Origin of the sequence: Accumulibacter sp. (assembly GCF_029255125.1) — a bacterium.
Taxonomy (GTDB): Bacteria; Pseudomonadota; Gammaproteobacteria; order Burkholderiales; family Rhodocyclaceae; genus Accumulibacter.
The window spans coordinates 1-18,270 of record NZ_JAPUVR010000042.1; the positions used below are offsets into that span (position 1 = coordinate 1).

At 64.5% G+C, this 18,270-nt stretch carries 18 protein-coding genes and 4 tRNA genes; 5 read left to right on the top strand and 17 right to left on the bottom strand.

The annotated features are described in order from the left end of the window. The 5 genes from Q1L59_RS02110 to surE form a co-directional block, all read right to left on the bottom strand. Window positions 1–533 (bottom strand): hypothetical protein (locus Q1L59_RS02110; protein ID WP_300327646.1); only part of this gene is annotated, 533 nt, incomplete at its 3' end. Between the two features lie 519 nt (window positions 534–1,052). Next, window positions 1,053–2,009 carry an RNA polymerase sigma factor RpoS gene (rpoS, locus tag Q1L59_RS02115; RefSeq protein ID WP_300327647.1) on the bottom strand — a complete coding sequence of 319 codons (957 nt, stop codon included), beginning with the start codon at window positions 2,007–2,009 and terminating at the stop codon, window positions 1,053–1,055. Between the two features lie 2 nt (window positions 2,010–2,011). Beyond that, window positions 2,012–3,040 carry a peptidoglycan DD-metalloendopeptidase family protein gene (locus Q1L59_RS02120; protein ID WP_300327648.1) on the bottom strand — a complete coding sequence of 343 codons (1,029 nt, stop codon included), beginning with the start codon at window positions 3,038–3,040 and terminating at the stop codon, window positions 2,012–2,014. Then, window positions 3,037–3,696: a protein-L-isoaspartate(D-aspartate) O-methyltransferase gene (locus Q1L59_RS02125; protein ID WP_300327649.1), complete on the bottom strand. Its 660-nt coding sequence runs from the start codon at window positions 3,694–3,696 to the stop codon at window positions 3,037–3,039. Before Q1L59_RS02125 ends, Q1L59_RS02120 begins: the two co-directional genes overlap by 4 nt. Next, window positions 3,693–4,436 carry a 5'/3'-nucleotidase SurE gene (gene surE / locus Q1L59_RS02130; protein WP_300327650.1) on the bottom strand — a complete coding sequence of 248 codons (744 nt, stop codon included), beginning with the start codon at window positions 4,434–4,436 and terminating at the stop codon, window positions 3,693–3,695. Before surE ends, Q1L59_RS02125 begins: the two co-directional genes overlap by 4 nt. 214 nt (window positions 4,437–4,650) lie before the next feature. Between surE and Q1L59_RS02135 the strand changes: the two genes are divergently transcribed. After that, window positions 4,651–4,727, top strand: a tRNA-Pro gene (locus Q1L59_RS02135). A gap of 88 nt (window positions 4,728–4,815) precedes the next feature. Here Q1L59_RS02135 and zapD read toward each other — a convergent pair. From zapD to Q1L59_RS02180, 9 genes are all read right to left on the bottom strand, one after another. Beyond that, window positions 4,816–5,571 carry a cell division protein ZapD gene (gene zapD, locus Q1L59_RS02140; RefSeq protein ID WP_300327651.1) on the bottom strand — a complete coding sequence of 252 codons (756 nt, stop codon included), beginning with the start codon at window positions 5,569–5,571 and terminating at the stop codon, window positions 4,816–4,818. A gap of 60 nt (window positions 5,572–5,631) precedes the next feature. Beyond that, on the bottom strand, window positions 5,632–6,255 hold the full coding sequence (coaE, locus tag Q1L59_RS02145) for a dephospho-CoA kinase (protein WP_300327652.1): 624 nt from the start codon (window positions 6,253–6,255) through the stop codon (window positions 5,632–5,634). After that, window positions 6,252–6,944 carry an SPOR domain-containing protein gene (locus tag Q1L59_RS02150; protein ID WP_300327653.1) on the bottom strand — a complete coding sequence of 231 codons (693 nt, stop codon included), beginning with the start codon at window positions 6,942–6,944 and terminating at the stop codon, window positions 6,252–6,254. Before Q1L59_RS02150 ends, coaE begins: the two co-directional genes overlap by 4 nt. Further along, window positions 6,941–8,305, bottom strand: coding sequence for a TrpB-like pyridoxal phosphate-dependent enzyme (locus tag Q1L59_RS02155; protein ID WP_300327654.1), 1,365 nt, complete (start codon window positions 8,303–8,305; stop codon window positions 6,941–6,943). Before Q1L59_RS02155 ends, Q1L59_RS02150 begins: the two co-directional genes overlap by 4 nt. A 75-nt stretch (window positions 8,306–8,380) precedes the next feature. Beyond that, entirely contained in the window at window positions 8,381–8,806 is a 426-nt protein-coding gene (gene speD / locus Q1L59_RS02160; protein ID WP_300327655.1) for an adenosylmethionine decarboxylase, read from the bottom strand. After that, window positions 8,807–9,292, bottom strand: a complete 486-nt coding sequence (bamE, locus tag Q1L59_RS02165; RefSeq protein WP_300327656.1) for an outer membrane protein assembly factor BamE — start codon at window positions 9,290–9,292, stop codon at window positions 8,807–8,809. A 72-nt stretch (window positions 9,293–9,364) separates the two neighbouring features. Further along, complete coding sequence (locus Q1L59_RS02170; protein WP_300327657.1) at window positions 9,365–10,528, bottom strand: multidrug effflux MFS transporter; 1,164 nt, start codon at window positions 10,526–10,528, stop codon at window positions 9,365–9,367. Between the two features lie 181 nt (window positions 10,529–10,709). Continuing rightward, entirely contained in the window at window positions 10,710–12,209 is a 1,500-nt protein-coding gene (locus Q1L59_RS02175; RefSeq protein ID WP_300327658.1) for a YifB family Mg chelatase-like AAA ATPase, read from the bottom strand. Between the two features lie 74 nt (window positions 12,210–12,283). Then, the gene (locus tag Q1L59_RS02180; protein ID WP_300327663.1) at window positions 12,284–12,535 is read right to left on the bottom strand and encodes an accessory factor UbiK family protein; all 252 of its coding nucleotides are present in this window, start codon (window positions 12,533–12,535) and stop codon (window positions 12,284–12,286) included. A 243-nt stretch (window positions 12,536–12,778) separates the two neighbouring features. Here Q1L59_RS02180 and Q1L59_RS02185 point away from each other — a divergent pair, with 243 nt between their 5' ends. The 4 genes from Q1L59_RS02185 (at window position 12,779) to Q1L59_RS02200 (ending at window position 17,674) form a co-directional block, all read left to right on the top strand. Next, entirely contained in the window at window positions 12,779–13,627 is an 849-nt protein-coding gene (locus tag Q1L59_RS02185; RefSeq protein WP_300327659.1) for a TorF family putative porin, read from the top strand. Between the two features lie 54 nt (window positions 13,628–13,681). After that, on the top strand, window positions 13,682–14,020 hold the full coding sequence (gene glnK, locus Q1L59_RS02190; protein WP_300327660.1) for a P-II family nitrogen regulator: 339 nt from the start codon (window positions 13,682–13,684) through the stop codon (window positions 14,018–14,020). A 10-nt stretch (window positions 14,021–14,030) separates the two neighbouring features. Then, window positions 14,031–15,548, top strand: coding sequence for an ammonium transporter (gene amt, locus Q1L59_RS02195; protein WP_300327661.1), 1,518 nt, complete (start codon window positions 14,031–14,033; stop codon window positions 15,546–15,548). Window positions 15,549–15,706: 158 nt separating this feature from the next. Next, complete coding sequence (locus tag Q1L59_RS02200; RefSeq protein ID WP_300327662.1) at window positions 15,707–17,674, top strand: DUF6600 domain-containing protein; 1,968 nt, start codon at window positions 15,707–15,709, stop codon at window positions 17,672–17,674. A gap of 110 nt (window positions 17,675–17,784) precedes the next feature. On the opposite strand, the gene Q1L59_RS02205 is transcribed toward Q1L59_RS02200, so the two are convergent. The 3 genes from Q1L59_RS02205 to Q1L59_RS02215 all read right to left on the bottom strand — a co-directional run bounded on the left by Q1L59_RS02205 (window position 17,785) and on the right by Q1L59_RS02215 (window position 18,090). After that, window positions 17,785–17,860, bottom strand: a tRNA-His gene (locus Q1L59_RS02205). Between the two features lie 11 nt (window positions 17,861–17,871). Next, window positions 17,872–17,948, bottom strand: a tRNA-Arg gene (locus Q1L59_RS02210). A 65-nt stretch (window positions 17,949–18,013) separates the two neighbouring features. Beyond that, window positions 18,014–18,090, bottom strand: a tRNA-Pro gene (locus Q1L59_RS02215). Between the last annotated feature and the right edge of the window lie 180 nt (window positions 18,091–18,270).

The window sequence follows — 18,270 nt, forward strand, 5'->3', positions numbered from 1 at the left end:
CCGTGCTCGCCAAGCAGGTTGTAAGTGATGCCCTCGCGCGTTTCGCTGCGCGGGCTGGCGCCCGGCGAGAAATGCTTCAGGATGGCGGCGGTTTCGTGCGCGTTGAAGGTGAGCAGAACGACCACCGGCGGGTCGAGTGGCATTCCCCGCTGGTCGGACAGCAACTGCCCCGGTGGCACGGCGTTGAGTTCGCCGGTATGCGCCGGCGCCGGCGCCTCGACACTGCCCTCGAACCACAACCAGCGCCCCTGCGCGCCCAGCTTCTTGTCGGCGGTGATCCTGATGGCGAGCGGAATCCGCTGCTTTTCCGCCGCCGCGTTGACCTCCGACTGCAGCCGGTTCAACTGCGCGTTGGCGCTGCCCACCGCCTTGGCCGCCGGGAAAAGCGCCTGATGAACGTCGGCGACGCGCGCCCGCCCCTCGTCGTCGAGACAGCCGACGAGTTCGTGCAGCAGTCGCCGATAGCCCGCCGTCAGGTGCGGATTGAGTCGTTCCAGGCTGTTACGGACGAAGTACGGCTTGAGCTGGGTCATGCGAGCGGTCTCCGCACAAGGCTGAATAGCCCAGTCTAAAGGCGTCCCGGCGAGGCGACAAGCGCAAATGTTTGTTCTGTTTGATTTGCGCTTGAATTGTTGCTTGCGGACGCTTCTCTTGCGATGAGGAAGGCATCCCCGGCCTTGAGCCGGGCCCGGAAAGCGCGACTCGCACGAGCGGCGAACGAAGGCACGGTTGGCTTCCCGCCGCGTTCCCGGCGCATCGGCAGGCGGTGGGGTCGGTGATACGCCGTAGCGTGAGTCGGAAAGGATCGCTGCCCGCCGGCAGCGCATGGTCAGCCGTCGCCGCGCCGTTCGCCGCCGGCGGGATTTGATGCGACGAATGCGACGGCTGTTCCCGCCTCGTTGCAGCGCCGTTCTGAACGTCCGCGCCCGGCCTGGCGATTCGCCTGGTTTCGCCTGCCATGCCAAGGCACGCCTGGACCGTACAGCGCCTTGCGCACCGCTGGAGTCAGGCGAGGTGAGGGTAAAGAGGGTAAAGAGGGTAAAGAGCCAGGGTCAGAACAGGCTGTCGCGCGTCACGCCGCCACGCCGAATGATCCGGCGCAACTGATCGAGCGCTTCGATCTGCACCTGGCGCACGCGTTCGCGCGTCAGGTTGAGGTCGGCGGCGATTTCTTCGAGCGTGCTGGTTTCCCGCCCACCGAGGCCGTAGCGCCGTTCGAGCACCTGCTGCTGTTTCTCCGGAAGCTGGCGCAGCCAGCCGCGCAGCAGTTCGCCGAGTTCGCTCGACTGCAGCAGAACGTCGGGGTCGAGCAGGCTTTCGTCGGCAATCGTGTCGCCTACCGTCTGGCTCGGGTCGACCTGCAAAGGCGCATCGAGCGAGGCGATCCGTTCGTTCAGCGCCATGATGCGGCGCACGTTGTCTACCGGCCGGTCGATCAGGTGGGCAATCTGATCGAGCCTGATTTCGCGTCCGCTGGCCGATTCGAGGTGGCGGATCGCGCGCAGAACGAGGTTGATTTCCTTGACCACATGCACCGGCAGGCGAATGGCGCGCGACTGGTTCATGATCGCGCGCTCGATGCTCTGCCTGATCCACCAGGTGGCGTAGGTGGAGAAACGGAAGCCGCGCTCGGGGTCGTATTTCTCGATGGCGTGGATCAGGCCGAGATTGCCTTCCTCGATCAGGTCGAGGAGCGGCATCCCGCGGTTCAGGTAATGCTTGGCGATGTTGACCACGAGCCGCAGGTTGTGCTCGATCATCTTCTGTCGCGCGGCAAAGTCCCCGGCCCGCGCGCGGCGCGCCCAGTGCGCCTCTTCTTCCTGCGAAAACAGCGGCTTGGCGCCAATTTCACTGAGGTAGTGCTGGGTGACGTCGTTGAGCAGCTCAGCTTCCGGCGACGACGAAGTCTCTTCGAGAAGCGAATCAGCGAGGATTCCTTCGTTCGGGAAATCGGTTTCCGGGAAGTCGTCGACCGCCGCGTCCGCTTCGGAATCGAAATCGCCCGCCATGCTCAGCGTTGCGGCAGGTGCTTGATCGGGTCGACCGGCTTGCCCTGCCGGCGAACCTCGAAGTGGAGTTTGACCTGATCCGTATCGGAGTTACCCATTTCGGCGATCCTTTGCCCCTTGCCGACGGTCTGCCCTTCCTTGACCAGTATCGTCTGGTTGTGTGCGTAGGCCGTCAGAAAGGTGTTGTTGTGCTTGATGATCACCAGCTTGCCGTAACCGCGCAGGCCGGTGCCGCTGTAGACGACCTTGCCGGCCGCCGCGGCATTGACCGGATCGCCGGCGCGGCCACTGATGTCGATCCCCTTGTTGCCACCCTCGCTGAAACTGCCGATCAGCTTGCCGCTCGCCGGCCAGATCCAGGTGAGCTCCTCGTTGTTCGCCGGGTCGGCCGCGCGCGCTTCGCTGCCCGCCTCCGGTTTCGCCTCGGGTTTGGCGTCGGCTTTGCTCTCCGGCCTGGCCTCCGGCCGGGCTTCCGGTTTGCCATCGCTGCGTGCCGGCGGCTTGCTTTCTGCTTTCGCCTCGCCTTTCGCGGCTGCTGCCGCGGCGACGACCACCGGTTCGGCCTCTTTCTTGCGCGCACGCGCCAGCGCCTGATCCGAATAGGCCTCCTTGCCCGCCTTCGGTTCGCGCTTCAGTGCGTCGCCGGCGCTGCCCAGCGGCCGCTGCTCGGGCGCCGCAGTACCGGCGATGGGTCTGACCACTGGCGCATCGCCGCCCGCCGTCGCCCCTGGCGCCTTGACGCGCAGCGCCTGGCCCACCAGGATGAGATTCGGGTTTTCGAGGTTGTTCCAGGCGGCCAGCTCGCGATAATCGAGCCCGTGATCGAGCGCGATCGAATAGAGCGTGTCGCCTTTCTTGACGATGTAGGCATCCTTCGGAACGGCGGGGACGGGTGCCGAGCCGACGGACTGCCCCTGCCCGCTGCGGTCGACGACCTGCACTGGCGAGCGACCAGCGCAGCCAGCCAGCGCGAGCGTTGCCGCAACGACGAGAACGAACCCATTTCGGGCGATACCAGCGTGATACTTCATTCGACTCCCGGTAATAGCGGAACAAAACGAACAGCGTCGAGACGGGTTTCGACGAAGCCTTCGGTCCGATGTTCGATCAGGCAGAGGTATTGCGTCGCGCCACCAATCGGCAGGATCATTCTTCCACCCGGCGCGAGTTGCCGCAAGAGTGCCGGCGGAACCGCCGCCGCCGCCGCAGCGACGATGATCGTATCGAAAGGCGCCGCTTCCGGCAGGCCAGCCTGACCGTCGGCGTGTTTCAGACGGACTTCGAGTTGCCCGATCTTGCGCAGGTTCTGCTTGGCTTTGGCGAGCAGCGGCGCGATACGTTCGACCGCGTACACCTCCTTCGTCAGTTGCGCCAGGACGGCGGCCTGATAGCCGCAACCGGCGCCGATCTCGAGCGTCTTGCCGAGCGAATCGCGACCGGCGCGCAGCGCCTCGATCATGCGCGCGACGACGTAGGGCTGCGAGATCGTCTGGGCAAAGCCGAGCGGCAGCGCGGTGTCCTCGTAGGCGCGTGAAGACAAGGCCTCCTCGACGAAAACGTGCCGGGGAACCGCGGCCAGCGCCGCCAGCACGCGTTCATCGACGATGCCCTTCTGGCGCAGGCGCTCGATCATGCGCACGCGCGTGCGCTGCGAGGTCATGCCGACGCCTTGCCTGGCAAGGTTCATTGCCGCAACCACGCGCGCACCAGCGGGAGTTGCGCGCTGTGCGTCAGATCGATCTGCAATGGCGTGATCGATACCTGATTGTTGTGCACGGCGTAGAAGTCCGTCCCTTCGCCGGCATCCTCGGCCTCGCCGGCCGCACCGATCCAGAAAACCGTCTCCTGGCGTGGCGAAAGCGTGCGCACGACCGGTTCGGCCTTATGCCGCTTGCCCAGCCGGGTGACCACCAGTGCGCCCAATTGCGCATGCGGAACATCCGGCACATTGACGTTGAGCAACACCGGCTCACGCAGCAAGCGTTGCTGCAAACGGGCGACCAGTTCGCGCGCGACGCGCGCGGCGGTCGCAAAATTCTCGCTGCCACGGCTGCACAGGGAGATTGCCAGCGATGGAATGCCGAGCAGGAAGCCCTCGGTCGCCGCAGCAACGGTTCCCGAGTAGATCGTGTCGTCACCCATGTTGGCGCCGTTGTTGATTCCCGAAATGACCATGTCGGGCAGCTCGTCGAGCATGCCGGTAACCGCCAGGTGTACGCAGTCGGTCGGCGTGCCATTGACGTAGTAGAAACCGTTCGCCGCGCGTTTCAGCGACAAGGGCCGGTCGAGTGTCAGCGAATTGCTCGCGCCGCTGCGATCACGCTCGGGCGCGACGACGGTGACCTCGGCCACCTCGAGCAGGGCACGCGCCAGTTGTTCGATCCCCGGGGCAAAATAGCCGTCATCGTTGCAGAGCAGAATCCGCATATCGTTCCACGCGCAGACAAGCTGGCAGAGAGGCAAAAAAAACCGGCAGCTGGCCGGCCTGTGGATCATCGGCGGGCCGCCGCAGCGCGGCGCCAGGCGCCAGTCGGTAGAAAAACGGCGTCATGCCAAACCGGGCTTCATTATAACCGGCTGCAGCAAGCGCCGAAACCACCGCTGTCGGGCGGCGGCATTTCGGGTTATAATCGCGCCATGTCGGGGCGTGGCGCAGCCTGGTAGCGCACTTGCATGGGGTGCAAGGGGTCCCGAGTTCGAATCCCGGCGCCCCGACCAACTGCAGCAGAGACAAAGGCCACCTCAGCGTGGCCTTTGCTTTGTTCGCCCACCGGCTACCGCGGCCGGCGTCCTTGCCGCCCGCGCCCTACAGATTGCAGAAGGTCATCCCGAATTCAACATCCTGATCGCAATGGCGCGGTCGATGATCGCTGTCGGGACGGGTGAAGCGAATGTTCAGCGCGTACTTGTTGGCGCTGATCTCGGGAATGTAGGGATCGCTCAGCTTCATCGAGATGCGCACCATCTGCGATGAACTGCCGCCCAGCATCAACTGAAACGCGCCACCGGTCGCGACATGATTTTCCGGCCGCCCGCTCGCGCGCAACAGACGTAGAACGATGTTCAGCGCATCGCGCAAGGGCAACATCGGCTGCAGCCAAGCCAGCAGGGCTTCGCGGCGGAATCCCGGCGCCTGATGCAGCCAATAGTGGTAGGACGGCAAATCGAACTCGCACACGCCACCGGGTATGCTCGCCCGGCTCTTGATGCTCATCAACCAGTCGTTGTCGCGCAGGTGCTGACCGATCTTTCCGGTCAGGCTGAGCAGCGCCGCCGAGGCGTGCTCGATTTCGTAAAGCGCGCCGGACAGCGCATCTTCAGAGATCTCCGGGTTGTTGCGAAAAGCCAGCAAGCTTTGCCGCTGTCGCTCGAGTTCCTGGATCAGGTCCATCTTCAGGTCGGCGCGGCCCGCGACATCGAGGATCTCGAACAGCGTCAGCAACACGACGTGATGTTCCTGCGCCCCATCGCGCTGCATGAAGCTGGCCACTTTCTGAAACAGATCCTCCAGACGCAACAGCGTGCGTATGCGTTCGTTGAAGGGATATTCGTAAGTAATCACACTGCCGCCAGCGTCAGAACCTGGGATTTTCGATAATTCTGAATCATTTGCCAGAAAACCTCAACGGTCAGCGTGAAGTTTGGCTCGCGCCAGAACGCGATAAAGCCCGTGCAGACTATCAACTTGTGCGGGCAGATCGTCCATGCCGGCGCTGTTCAGCACCAGATCGTCGGCGATCTCGCGCCGCTTGCTGCGCGAAGCCTGACTTGCCATGATAGCTTTCACCTCGGGTTCGGTCAGACCGCTGCGGGCCATGACGCGCGCTACCTGTATCGTTTCCTCACAATCGACGACCAGCACACGGTCGGTACGCTTGCGAAAGCTGCCTGTTTCGATCAGCAAGGGTACCGCCAGCAGCACGTACGGCGCGCTGGTCGGCGCCGTGCAGCGGGCTTCGCTATAGTCCCTGATCAGCGGATGGAGGATGGCTTCGAGCCTGGCCTTCGCGGTCGGGTCGGAGAAGGCGAGACGGCGCATCGCCGAGCGGTCCAGCCCACCGTCGGGGCGCACGACGATCGGCCCGAAGGCTGCCGCAATTGCCGTCATCGCCGCCCCATTCGGCGCGGTCAGTTCATGCGCAATCATGTCGGTATCGACGAGAGCGGCGCCGCGCTCGACAAACAACTCGGCGACGGTGCTCTTGCCGCTACCGATGCCGCCCGTCAGACCGACGACGAAGGTCACGGCTGTCCTTCCTTGCCCTTGGCGCAGTCGGTCGGGTGCGCTTTGGGCAACAAGGCTAGCACCGCCTCGCGCAGCGTTTCGGCCTGCTCCTGCGGGCCGCGTATCTCAAACGAGTTGATCATCTTGCCCTTGCGCTCACCCACCTTGGCCGACTTCACGCCCTTGGCGCGCAAGGCTTCGAGTCCGGCGTTGGCCGCCTCCTCGGTACGATACGTGCCGAGCGATACGGCGTACTGGTTCGGCCCGGCGCCATGCAAGACGAAGAAATCCTGCACACCAAGCTGTTGCAGTTCGGCCGTCTTGCGCGTGGCAGCCTCCTTGTTCTCGAGTGGCGGAACGAAGACCCAATAACCGGTGGTCTCCGCGCTCACCCGACGCGCTGCCTTGAAAGCAGGAAACTGCTCGCTGAGCAGGCGTTGCAGGTGCTCGGCGTCGGCGTTCGGCAAATCGCCCCAGGCTTGGCAGGTTTCCGGCACGCGCGGCGCCTGGACGGCCGGCTGAACGTCGTCCTTGGCCGCCACACGCGCCGGCGGATCAGCGAAAACGGTCACTTTCACGCGTTCGGGCAGCACCTGCTGGTCAAGCCGTCCGGCGTCCGGGCTTTTCGCCGGAGCGATGAAGCTGCGCGCGAACAGCAAGGCGTTGCCCAGGACGAGAACGACGACGGCAAGGCGCAGCGCAAGGATCATGCGAGCTTCGGCAAGTGCGCGAGCGAGGCTCGAATGGCTTCAGCCGGATACTCGAAGTCCTCCAGTTCGCCGGCGAAGTAACGGTCGTAGGCGGCCATGTCGAAATGCCCATGACCGGTGAGGTTGAAAAAGATCGTCTTCGCTTCGCCACTCTCCCGGCAACGAATGGCTTCGTCGATCGCCGCTCGGATGGCGTGGTTCGACTCGGGCGCCGGAATGACGCCTTCGGCACGGGCAAAGAGAACGCCCGCCTCGAAAGTCGCCAGTTGCGTCACGGCCACCGCCTCGATCAGGCCTTCGTGGTAAAGCTGCGAGACGAGCGGCGAATCGCCGTGGTAGCGCAGCCCGCCGGCGTGAATCCCGGGCGGCATGAAATCGTGCCCGAGCGTGTACATCTTCATCAGCGGGGTGAAACCGGAAGCGTCACCAAAGTCGTAGGCATAGGTGCCTTTGGTCAGGGTCGGGCACGACGCCGGTTCGACCGCGACCAGGCGCGTCGGCCGGCCAGCGTGACCACCGGCAGCATTTTCGGCGACGAAGGGGAAAGCCACGCCAGCAAACGACGAACCGCCACCGCACGGCGCGAAGATGACATCCGGCCAGTCGCCCACCTTGACGAATTGCTGCTTCGCCTCCTGGCCGATGATCGTCTGGTGCAGCGCCACATGGTTGAGCACCGATCCCAGCGCATAGCTGGTATCGGCGCGCCCGGCGGCTTCCTCGACCGCCTCCGAAATCGCAATTCCGAGCGATCCCTGGTTGTCCGGGTCGCGCTGCAGGATGTCGCGCCCGGTCTGCGTCATCGGCGACGGGCTGGCAAAAACCTCGGCCCCCCAGGTCTGCATCATCGAGCGGCGGAATGGCTTCTGCTGGTAGCTCACCCTGACCATGTAGACGCGCACATCGATGCCGAACATCTGCCCGGCGAAGGCCATCGAGCAACCCCATTGGCCGGCTCCGGTCTCGGTCGTGATCCGCTTGATTCCCGCTTGCTGGTTGTAGAACGCCTGCGCAACCGCGGTGTTCGGCTTGTGCGAACCCGCCGGCGAAACGCCCTCGTATTTGTAATACATGCGGGCTGGCGTCGCCAGCGCTTCTTCGAGTCGACGCGCGCGGATCAGCGGCGAGGGACGCCATAGCCGATACACCTCGCGCACCGCAGGCGGAATCGGAATCCAGCGCTCCGCCGACATTTCCTGTTCGAGAATTGCCGGCGGAAAAATCACCCCCATCTGCTCGGGGGAGACGGGTTGACCATCCGGGCCGAGCGGCGGCAAGGGTGGATTCGGCATGTCGGCAACGACGTTGTACCAGTGGGTCGGGATCTCCGACTGTTCAAGCGTGATGCGGATCGATTCCACGCGGCCTCCGTTAATGATTGATATGGGGAAGAGTCTGGTCGGCAGAGAAATCGAGTATACCGCGAAGGCCGGCTCTCAATCACCGTCGCCAGCCGCGGCAAGGGTGTAGTCGCCGCGCTCGAGCTCGCGCTCGACGCTATGTCCTGGGGCAAACCCGGCAATCAGGCGCCGACACGCGGCGCGTGCGGCAATCGTGTTGTCGTGGCTGAAATTACAAACGTAGAGATCAAGCGTGACGGCGCCGTGTTCCGGCCAGGTGTGTACGGCGAGGTGTGACTCGGCGAGAATGACCGCACCGGTCGCACCGGCCGGGCCCTGATCACTGGCGAACTGATGGAAGACGAAGCCCACCGGCGTCAAGCCGGCTGCCGCACACGTGCTCAGACACAGATCCTGCAGCGTCGGTGCGTCGGCCAGCAGGCTCTCGGCGCAGCGGCACTCGTAGAGTTCAGCGATCAGGTGCACACCGCGCATGCCGGTGATCCGCGCACGCTGGCGCAATCAACCTCGAGGCTCGAAGTTGGTGCTCGTGCGGCTGACGAGTCCGTCCTGGTTGAAGTGGACGTTGAAAAACCAGTCCATGCCGGGCTCGGTCTTCGTTTTCCAGTCCCAGACCGTTTCGCCTTTCATCGGGAAGAAGCGCTGGTGTGCCGGCCGACCGAGCAGGCGACGCACTTCGTCCTTGCTCATGCCGGGAACGACCTGCCTGAAGTTGTCCTCGGTGAGCACCTGCTGAACTTCGCGCAGCACGTTGTTCGGGCCGATGACGACCATGTAGTTGACGATGCCTTCTGGCGTACGCGGATACTCCCAGACGCGCGACCCATCCGGGTCACGCCATTCGAGGTCCGGTCTTCCCATGATGTTGCGGACTTCGTCGGCAGTGGTCACGCCCGGTCGGAGCTTGCCCAACTTATCCGCATCGCATGCCCCCAGCACCAGCGCGAAAGCCGCTGGAACCAGGAGCGCCGCAAGGAGTTTGGTCATCATCGTTTTCGTGCTCCACTCGTGGCGGGCGCGGTCGCAGCCGCCAGCGCGAAGTATAGCAACTGACGACGGTCAGACGTTGCTCCGCAACTGGTGCATCACCACCGCGAAAGCGCCGAGCAGCAGCAGGCCGCCCATACCGAGCGCCAGCGTCGTCGTCGAACCCCAGAGAGCAGGCGCGATCACACCGGCGGCAACGGCGTTGCAGCCCGATTGCAGGAAGGTCTGACAGGAAGCCGCCAAACCCCGTTGCTCGGGAAAAAGGTCGAGAGCAACCAGCGTCAGACTGGGCATGGCAAACGACATGCCGAAAGTGAAACCAAAGATCGGAATGACGCTCCACGGCAGCACGGGTGGCGCCAAGACATTCAGCAGCACGTTAGCCGCCGCGGCCAGCGCCATCGTCAGGTAGCCCAGAGCAATGCTGCGCGTTGCCGTAATGCGCTCGGCCAGGCGACCGGAGAGCCAGGCGCCGGCCATCAGGCCGCCCATTGCCGGACCGAACAGCCAGAGAAAACCGGTGACGGAGACGCCCAGGTGCTCGATCAGAAAGACCGGCGCCGAAAGGACGTAGATGAAGAATGCGGCGAAGTTGAGCGCCAGAGCGCCGCAAACCAACAGGAACGACGGCGAGGTCAGAACCCGCCGGTAAGTCGCCAACAGATAGCCAACCTTCAGCGGTTGGCGTTGCTGCTGCGGCAGCGTTTCCGGAAGCAGCAGCCAGCAGATCAGCCAGAGCAGACCACTCAACAAGCTGAGAAAGACGAAAACCGAACGCCATCCGAACCACGCCTGCAGCCAGCCTCCGAGGACCGGCCCGAGCGCCGGTGCGAGGGCGAACATCATTGTCACCTGGGCGATCAGCCGACGCGCCGCTGAACCTTCATACAAGTCGCGGACGATCGCCCGGCAGACGACGATTCCAGCACCGGCAGTCATCCCCTGCAGCGCCCGCAGAACCCACAGGTGTTCGATCCGCTGAGCAAAAACGCAACCAAAGGAGGCCAGACCGAAAAGCGCCAAGGCAACCAGAATCACTCGTCGACGACCGACCGCATCGGAAATGGCGCCGTGCCACAGTGTCATCAAGGCGAACGGCACGAGGTACGCGGTCAGCGTTTGCTGCACTTCGACGGAAGTAGCGCCGAGCGAGCGGGCAATGTCGTTGAACGACGGCAGATAGGTATCGATGGAGAAAGGTCCGACGGAAGCCAACAATGCCAGAATGATGGCCATTCCTCGCGGTACCCTCAGGTTCAACGGATCTGGCAAGTTCGGTCCTTCGATAGACGACGGGTTTGCACGGGGTTCGCTGCCTGGGTTGCTGAAGACCCTTATATTTCTATTATATCTGCTATTTTAAACCTGACTAGAGGGATTGGAAGAATCTCCTTGGAACGATGGCGATTGCGGCCATTCATTCGCGCGTGAAACGGCGATACTGCACCGCTTCCGCGACGTGCGCAGCGCCGATCTGCGGACTGTCGGCCAGGTCGGCGACCGTTCGCGCCACCTTGAGCAAGCGATGATAAGCGCGCGCCGAAAGCTGGAAGCGGCTGATGGCGTGCTTCAGGAGCGCTCCGGCAGCCGCTTCGGGCTGGCAATAGCGGTCGATTTCCTTCACGCTCAGGCGACCGTTTTCCTTGCTCTGGCGCTCGATCTGCCGCGCATTGGCGCGTACCACACGCGCCCGGACGACGGCTGACGGCTCGCCGTCCGGCGCACTCTGCAGCACCTCGGCGGGCACTGCGGGAACTTCGATCTGCAGGTCGATGCGGTCGAGGAGCGGCCCGGAGATCCGGTTGCGGTAGCGCAAAACCTGCTCGACCGTACAGCGGCAACGCCCACCGGCGTCGCCCAGGTAGCCGCAGGGGCAGGGATTCATCGCCGCCACGAGCTGAAAGTAAGCGGGAAACTCGGCCTGCCGGGCGGCGCGCGAAATATGGATGCGACCGCTGTCGAGCGGCTCGCGCAAAGCTTCCAGCGTACGCCGATCGCATTCGCAGATTTCATCGAGGAAGAGCACCCCCTGGTGCGCGAGCGAGATCTCTCCCGGATGCGGGATACTGCCGCCCCCGACCAGAGCGGCTGACGATGCGGTGTGGTGCGGCGCCCGGAATGGACGCTGGCGAAACTGCTCGGGTCGAAACTGGCCGGCGAGCGACAATACGGCCGCCGATTCCAGTGCGGCCGCCAGCGTCATCGGCGGCAGCAGCCCGGGCAGCCGGCTGGCCAGCATCGACTTGCCGGTACCCGGCGGTCCCGCCAGGAGAATCGAATGCCCCCCGGCAGCAGCGATTTCGAGCGCGCGCTTGGCCAGCACCTGTCCACGCACATCGGCCAGATCCGGGTAGTTGCCGGCGTCGTCGGCGGACAGCGGATCGGCCGCGCATTCGCTCAGCGACGACTGCCCGGTGAGGTGGGCACAGACCTCGAGCAGGGTATTGCCGGCGAGGACACGCACCTGACCGGCCAGTGCGGCTTCGCGCGCACTCGCTGCCGGCAGCACGAAGCTGCGTCCGCGCCCGCCGGCAGCAAGAACCATCGCCAACGCGCCGCGCACCGGCCGCAGTTCACCGGAAAGCGAGAGTTCGCCGGCGAACTCGTAGCTCGCCAGCGACTGCGCGGGAATCTGTTGCGCCGCGGCCAGGATGGCGAGCGCGATCGGCAGATCGAAACGACCCGATTCCTTCGGCAGATCAGCCGGCGCCAGGTTGACCGTGATCCGCTTGCGCGGAAACTCGAAGCCCGAATTCTGCAGCGCTGCGCGGACGCGGTCACGCGCTTCCCTGACCTCGGTGTCGGGCAAGCCGACCAGCGTGACGTTCGGCAGACCGCTGGCCAGGTGCACCTCGACCGCAACCTCCGGCGCAGACAGCCCATCCAGAGCGCGGCTGTGAGCGATGGCGAGAGGCATCGGCGCAGGCTCGCGTCAAACGCTGAACGGTGGCGGCTGGCCAGGCAGGCCGCGCATGCGAGCGCTTCGCCGGATCAGGGCGTAGCGTCGGGCGGGGGTGTCTTCTCCAACTGATCGAGACGCGCTTCGAGCGCCTGCAGCTTCTCGCGCGTGCGCTGCAGCAGCCGGGTCTGGACATCGAACTCCTCACGACTGACCAGATCGAGCCGGGAAAAGAAGCTGGCAAGTAGCGCCCGCGCATTCTTCTCGACGTCGGCCGCCGGGCTGTTGGCCAGCAGACTGCTCAGGCGAGCGCCAAGTTGTTCGATGATCCGGGGGTCGAGCATGATGGTCACCGGGAGCATGGATGGTTTGCGGGGAGAGGCAGTTTAGCACAGCGCTGACCACTGCCGCCGACGGCACCCATTTGGTGCAGCCTCCATCGAGCCTGCGCCAGGGCAGTGCACGGCTGGGCGAGCAGCCCGGCGAACGATAAACAAGCTATTACTTTAACGCGTTTTGTACGGCTGGCACACAAAGTGCTTAGCGCTAGATTGCATTGGATTCATTTTTTTCAGGAGAGACTGGCCATGAAGAACCTCACACTGCTTGCCGCGCTGACGACAGCGCTGGCCGCACCGGGCATCGGGCACGCTGAAGACTCGGTTCCGCCCGCGAGCAGTCCGCATACGCTGACCGGCAACATCGGTCTGTTCAGCAGTTATCGCTTCCGCGGCATCGATCAGACCTTTGGCAAACCGGCGCTACAAGGCGGTTTCGATTATTCGCACAGCAGCGGCTGGTACGTCGGCAACTGGAATTCGAACGTGAATTCTGGCGCCGGCTTCCCTGACGGCAACCTGGAGATGGACTTCTACGGCGGCTACAAGGCGGCGTTCGGCGATTTCGCGCTGGACGCAGGCGCCATCTACTACTACTACCCGGGGTCACAGGCACGTGGTCTTGGTCCTGGCGCGGCTTCCGGCGCGGTCAGCAATCAGGAGCTGTACCTGGGTGCATCGTGGAAGTTTCTCTCGCTCAAGTACTTCTACGCGATCGACGATTACTTCTCGCTGCGCGCACTGAGCAGCGCCGGCGCCATCGACCGGAGCACCCGCGGCACGCAGTACCTCGACTTTTCGGCGAGCTTCGATCTCGGCGACGGATGGGGACTGAATGCGCATGTCGGTCGGCTTGATCTGGCGAATGTTCGCCGCGGTGACTACACCGACTGGAAGCTAGGCGTCAGCAAGGACTTCAACGGCTGGGTCGTGGCCGCGTCGTACATCGATACGAACGCCAGCGGAAGTTGTCGCAAGGGCGAGTTCTACTGCTTCACGAACTCGCTGTCCGACCACGGCGGCGTGCTCAGCAGCGGTTCGCACAGCAAGGACGCTGGTCGCGGCATCGTCGTCGTCTCGCTGACGCGCAACTTCTAGCGTGCAACAAACCTGACCGGGAAGCTTCGGCTTCCCCTTACGTGGAGAACAGAAATGAAATTGGTAACGGCCATCATCAAGCCCTTCAAGCTGGACGAAGTACGCGAAGCGCTGTCGGCGATCGGCGTGCAGGGCATCACGGTGACCGAGGTCAAGGGTTTCGGGCGCCAGAAGGGGCACACCGAACTCTATCGCGGAGCCGAGTACGTCGTCGACTTCCTGCCCAAGGTGAAGGTCGAAGCGGCGATTCGCGACGAGATGCTCGACGCCGCGATTGAAGCCATCGAGAAGTCCGCCAGCACCGGGAAGATCGGCGACGGAAAAATATTTGTCTCAACCATCGAAGAAGTCGTTCGCATACGCACCGGCGAAACCGGTGAAAGCGCCTTGTAAGGAGTCACCCATGAAACGTCTACTTGCCATTCTCGCCTTGCTCGGGGCAATCGGCGTCGCCGCCCCGGCCGCGGCTGAAGAGAAGCCGGCAGCCGCAATGCCGGTAAGCGGCGCCGTCGCCGGTGCCGAATCCGTGTCCGCTGCCGCCGCACCCGGTGCGCCAGGCGCACCAGCCGCAGCCGCCAGTTCACCGGCGGCGCCGGCCGCGACACCCACACCGCAGGCCAACAAGGGCGACAACGCCTGGGTCATGATCAGCGCGGCGTTCGTCATCCTGATGTCCATCCCCGGCCTGGCCCTGTTCTACGGTGGTCTGGTGCGCAGCAAGAACATGCTCTCGGTGCTGATGCAGGTCTTCGTCACCTTCTCGCTGATCAGCATCCTTTGGGTAGCCTACGGGTATTCGCTGGCCTTTACCGAAGGAAATGGCTTCTTCGGCGTCTTCGACAAAACCTTCCTGAAAGGGATTACCGTCGACTCGGTCGCCGCAACCTTCTCCAAGGGAGTGGTCGTCTCCGAGCTCGCCTACGTGATCTTTCAGGGCGCCTTTGCCGCCATTACCTGTGGCCTGATCGTCGGCGCCTTCGCTGAACGCGCCCGATTCTCGGCGATCCTGGTCTTCATGGTCATCTGGTTCACGCTCTCCTACCTGCCGATGGCGCACATGGTGTGGTACTGGGCTGGCCCCGATGCCTACGTCGACGCAGCCGCTGGCGAGGCAGCCGGCAAGACGGCCGGTTTCCTGTTCCAGAAAGGAGCGCTCGACTTCGCCGGCGGAACCGTGGTGCATATCAATGCCGCGATCGCCGGCCTGGTCGGAGCGATCGTCATCGGCAAACGAATCGGCTATGGACGCGAGTCGATGGCGCCGCACAGCCTCACCTTCACCATGATCGGCGCTTCGCTGCTCTGGTTCGGCTGGTTCGGCTTCAACGCCGGCTCAGCCCTGGAAGCCAACGGAAGCGCTGCGCTGGCGATGGTCAATACGTGGGCGGCGACGGCGTGCGCGGCGCTCTCCTGGATGCTCGCCGAATGGCTGCTGAAAGGCAAACCTTCGATGTTGGGTGCCGCTTCGGGGGCAGTCTCGGGTCTGGTGGCGATCACCCCGGCCGCCGGTTTCGTCGGTCCCCTGGGCGCCATCGCGATCGGCCTTCTGGCAGGCTTCATCTGCCTGTGGGGAGTCAATGGCCTGAAGCGAATGATCGGCGCAGACGATTCGCTCGATGTTTTCGGCGTGCATGGCGTCGGCGGAGTCCTCGGTGCGCTGCTCACCGGCATCTTTGCCGCACCCTCGCTCGGTGGCACAGGCGTCTATGACTACGTGGCCAACAAAGTTGGGGAGTACGACATGGGCGCGCAATTGATCAGTCAGTTCTGGGGCGTCGGGACCGTCATCGTCTGGTCGGGAGTCGTTTCCTTCGTCACCTTCAAACTGGTCGACCTGATCATCGGCTTGCGCGTTCCGGAAGAAGAGGAGCGCGAAGGTCTCGACATCACCTCGCACGGCGAATCGGCTTATCACTACTGAATCCATCTCGGGCGGCAATCGCCCAGACCGTTTGGGGCGCCCACGTGGCGCCCCTCTTTTTCCTGTAACAAACTGTTTCGTCTGTCGGACGAAGCTGGCTGTCGGACGTTAGTCGTTGCAGTCGCCGGTTTCGGCGTCGCCCAACGAGTCCATCAGCCATGACCCTCATCCGCGACCATCTGCGCCTCTGGCGCCAAAGCTTTCTTCTTCTGATCCTTGCACTGCTGGCCGCGGCGGCCGGCGCCGACCCCGCCGGTCGCGTCGGGCGAATCGCCTGGTTGTCCGGTTCCGTCCATCTGCATCGTGCCGACAGCGGAGAATCGACCGCGGTCGAGCGCAATTGGCCAGTCAGCAGCGGCGACCTGCTATCGACCGCCACCGGCGCGCGCGCCGAGGTGCAGATCGGCTCGGCCGTGCTGCGCCTCGACTCCGACAGCGTACTCGAGTTCGCCCAGGTGGACGATCATGCCGTCCGCCTACGCCTGCTCGACGGCCGCTTCAGCGCTCGCCTGCCGTTTGCCGAGTCGGCGCGCGAGTACGAACTGGCGGTCTACGACCAGCGCTTCAAGGTGCGCGACGCCGGCCACTACCGTCTGGATGCGGATCGACAGAAGCGTGCGATCACCGTTTACTCCGGCCGGCTCGCCGCGACAACACGCGGACGCGGGCTGGAAATCGGCTCTGGGCAACGTCTCGTTTTTGTCGACGACGGCCTTGCGAATTACCGGATCAGCGCGCCTGAGGACGACGAGTTCGCCGCCTGGAACGTCATGCGCGAGCGCCAGGCGAGTGCTCGGCTGCTGCCCTACGTATCGAACGAGATGACCGGCGCCGCCGACCTGGCAGCCTACGGCTCGTGGACCGAACACGCCGAGTACGGCGCCATCTGGTACCCACGGACAGTTCCTGCCGACTGGGCACCTTACCGCACCGGCCGCTGGATTTGGGTGGCTCCCTGGGGCTGGACTTGGGTAGGCGATGAGCCCTGGGGCTTCGCACCTTTTCACTACGGCCGCTGGGTGTTCCTGAACGGCGCCTGGGGCTGGGTGCCAGGCCGCCGAGTAGCCAGGCCGGTCTACGCACCGGCGCTCGTCGCCTGGGTCGGTGCGCCAGCTGGCGGTGCGCGCGGCAGCGCACCACCGGCAATTGGCTGGTTCCCGCTGGCTCCGCGCGAGGTCTACGTCCCCGCCTATCGCGCCAGTGAGGGACACTTCCGGCAGATCAACCACGCGCACCTCGCGCGCGTCCCGGCGCTCGCAGACCTCACGCGCCAGCCGCGGGCTTTCACCGAGCAGACGGGCTATGCACATCGCACCTCACCGCACGCAGTGACCATGGCCCACGGCGATGTGTTTACCGAACGCCGACATGTTGGCGAAGGACTGCCCGGCCAGCGCGAACGCAACGACATCCTACGCGGTCCAGTACATGTTCGGCCACCGCTAGGCGCGCCAGCACCAGCAGCCAACTATCGGCAGTTCGAAAACGATCCACCCGGACCAAACCGGCGCTGGCCGGCCAGGCCCGAGAGCGCGATCGATGGCGCACGAAGTGAACGGCGCCTGCCGCAAATCGACGCCTTCGACCGCCCCCCGCATCCGATCCCCAGACCCGCGTCGGTGGGCACCCCGCCATCGCCTCAGCCGCCCCCGGCGGCAACGGTAGCCGCTCCACCCGCAGCCGTGAGCAGGCAGCTAGACCCGCGGCCGCAGCCAGGGTCGCCCGGCGTACCCGCGTTTGCCGGGGAGCGCGCGGAACATGGCGCCGCACGGGGTCCGATGCCGATCGCGCCCGCCACGGTGACCCCGGTCAGACCGCTGGCGCCGCCGTCCATGGAAAGGCAACCGATCGACGCGATGCGCCCACCGCCAGTCCTACGCGACGGCCGGGAAGCGCGACACGAGCGCCGCGACGACTTGCGCGCCGCCCCTTTGGCGACGCCGCCGGCACCCACGGCAGTGCAACGCCCGGTCGAACGTCCGCCCGTCGACTTCGTGCGCCCGGCCGCTCCGGCCAAGCTTGAGCGGCACGAAGAGCGCGGCGAACGGCAGGCTCAGGAACGACGCCGTGTGCCCGCCGACCGTCCAGACCAGTGGGATGATTCGATTCGCCGGCAGACGCATTAGGCCGGACCTGACAGACACCTCATCAGCGTCTGCCGGTGGCCAGCTGCCGCCTCGGCGGCAGCCAAGCGTGTCCCGCTTCTTCGCGGCGCAACGGGGCGACCGAATGGACTTGGGGCGATGTACGGGACTCGAACCCGTGACTCCTGGAATCACAATCCAGTGCTCTACCAACTGAGCTAACACCGCCGCTTTTTCTGTGGCGCGCCCGGCGAGACTCGAACTCACGACCCCCGGCTTAGAAGGCCGGTGCTCTATCCGGTTGAGCTACGGGCGCAAGCGCGAACGCTCGTGCGATCCATCCGCAACGCCCCAACAGCCAGCAGTTGATGCACTCAAGACTGGTCGGGGCGGTGGGATTCGAACTCACGACCCTCTGCTCCCAAAGCAGATACGCTACCAGGCTGCGCTACGCCCCGAGAAGCGCGCCATTCTACAGTTCCGCGCATGGGCGGTCAATCGTGTGAGTGAAGAAGGGTGCAATCGAAAGTGCGACTGGCGCCGGGGTGGTCGGCATTGGCCTTCGGCACTAGACAAATGAGCGGAGGTGAGGTAAATAGCGATGGGTGACTTTAACCTGGAGCGAAACCCATGGCAGA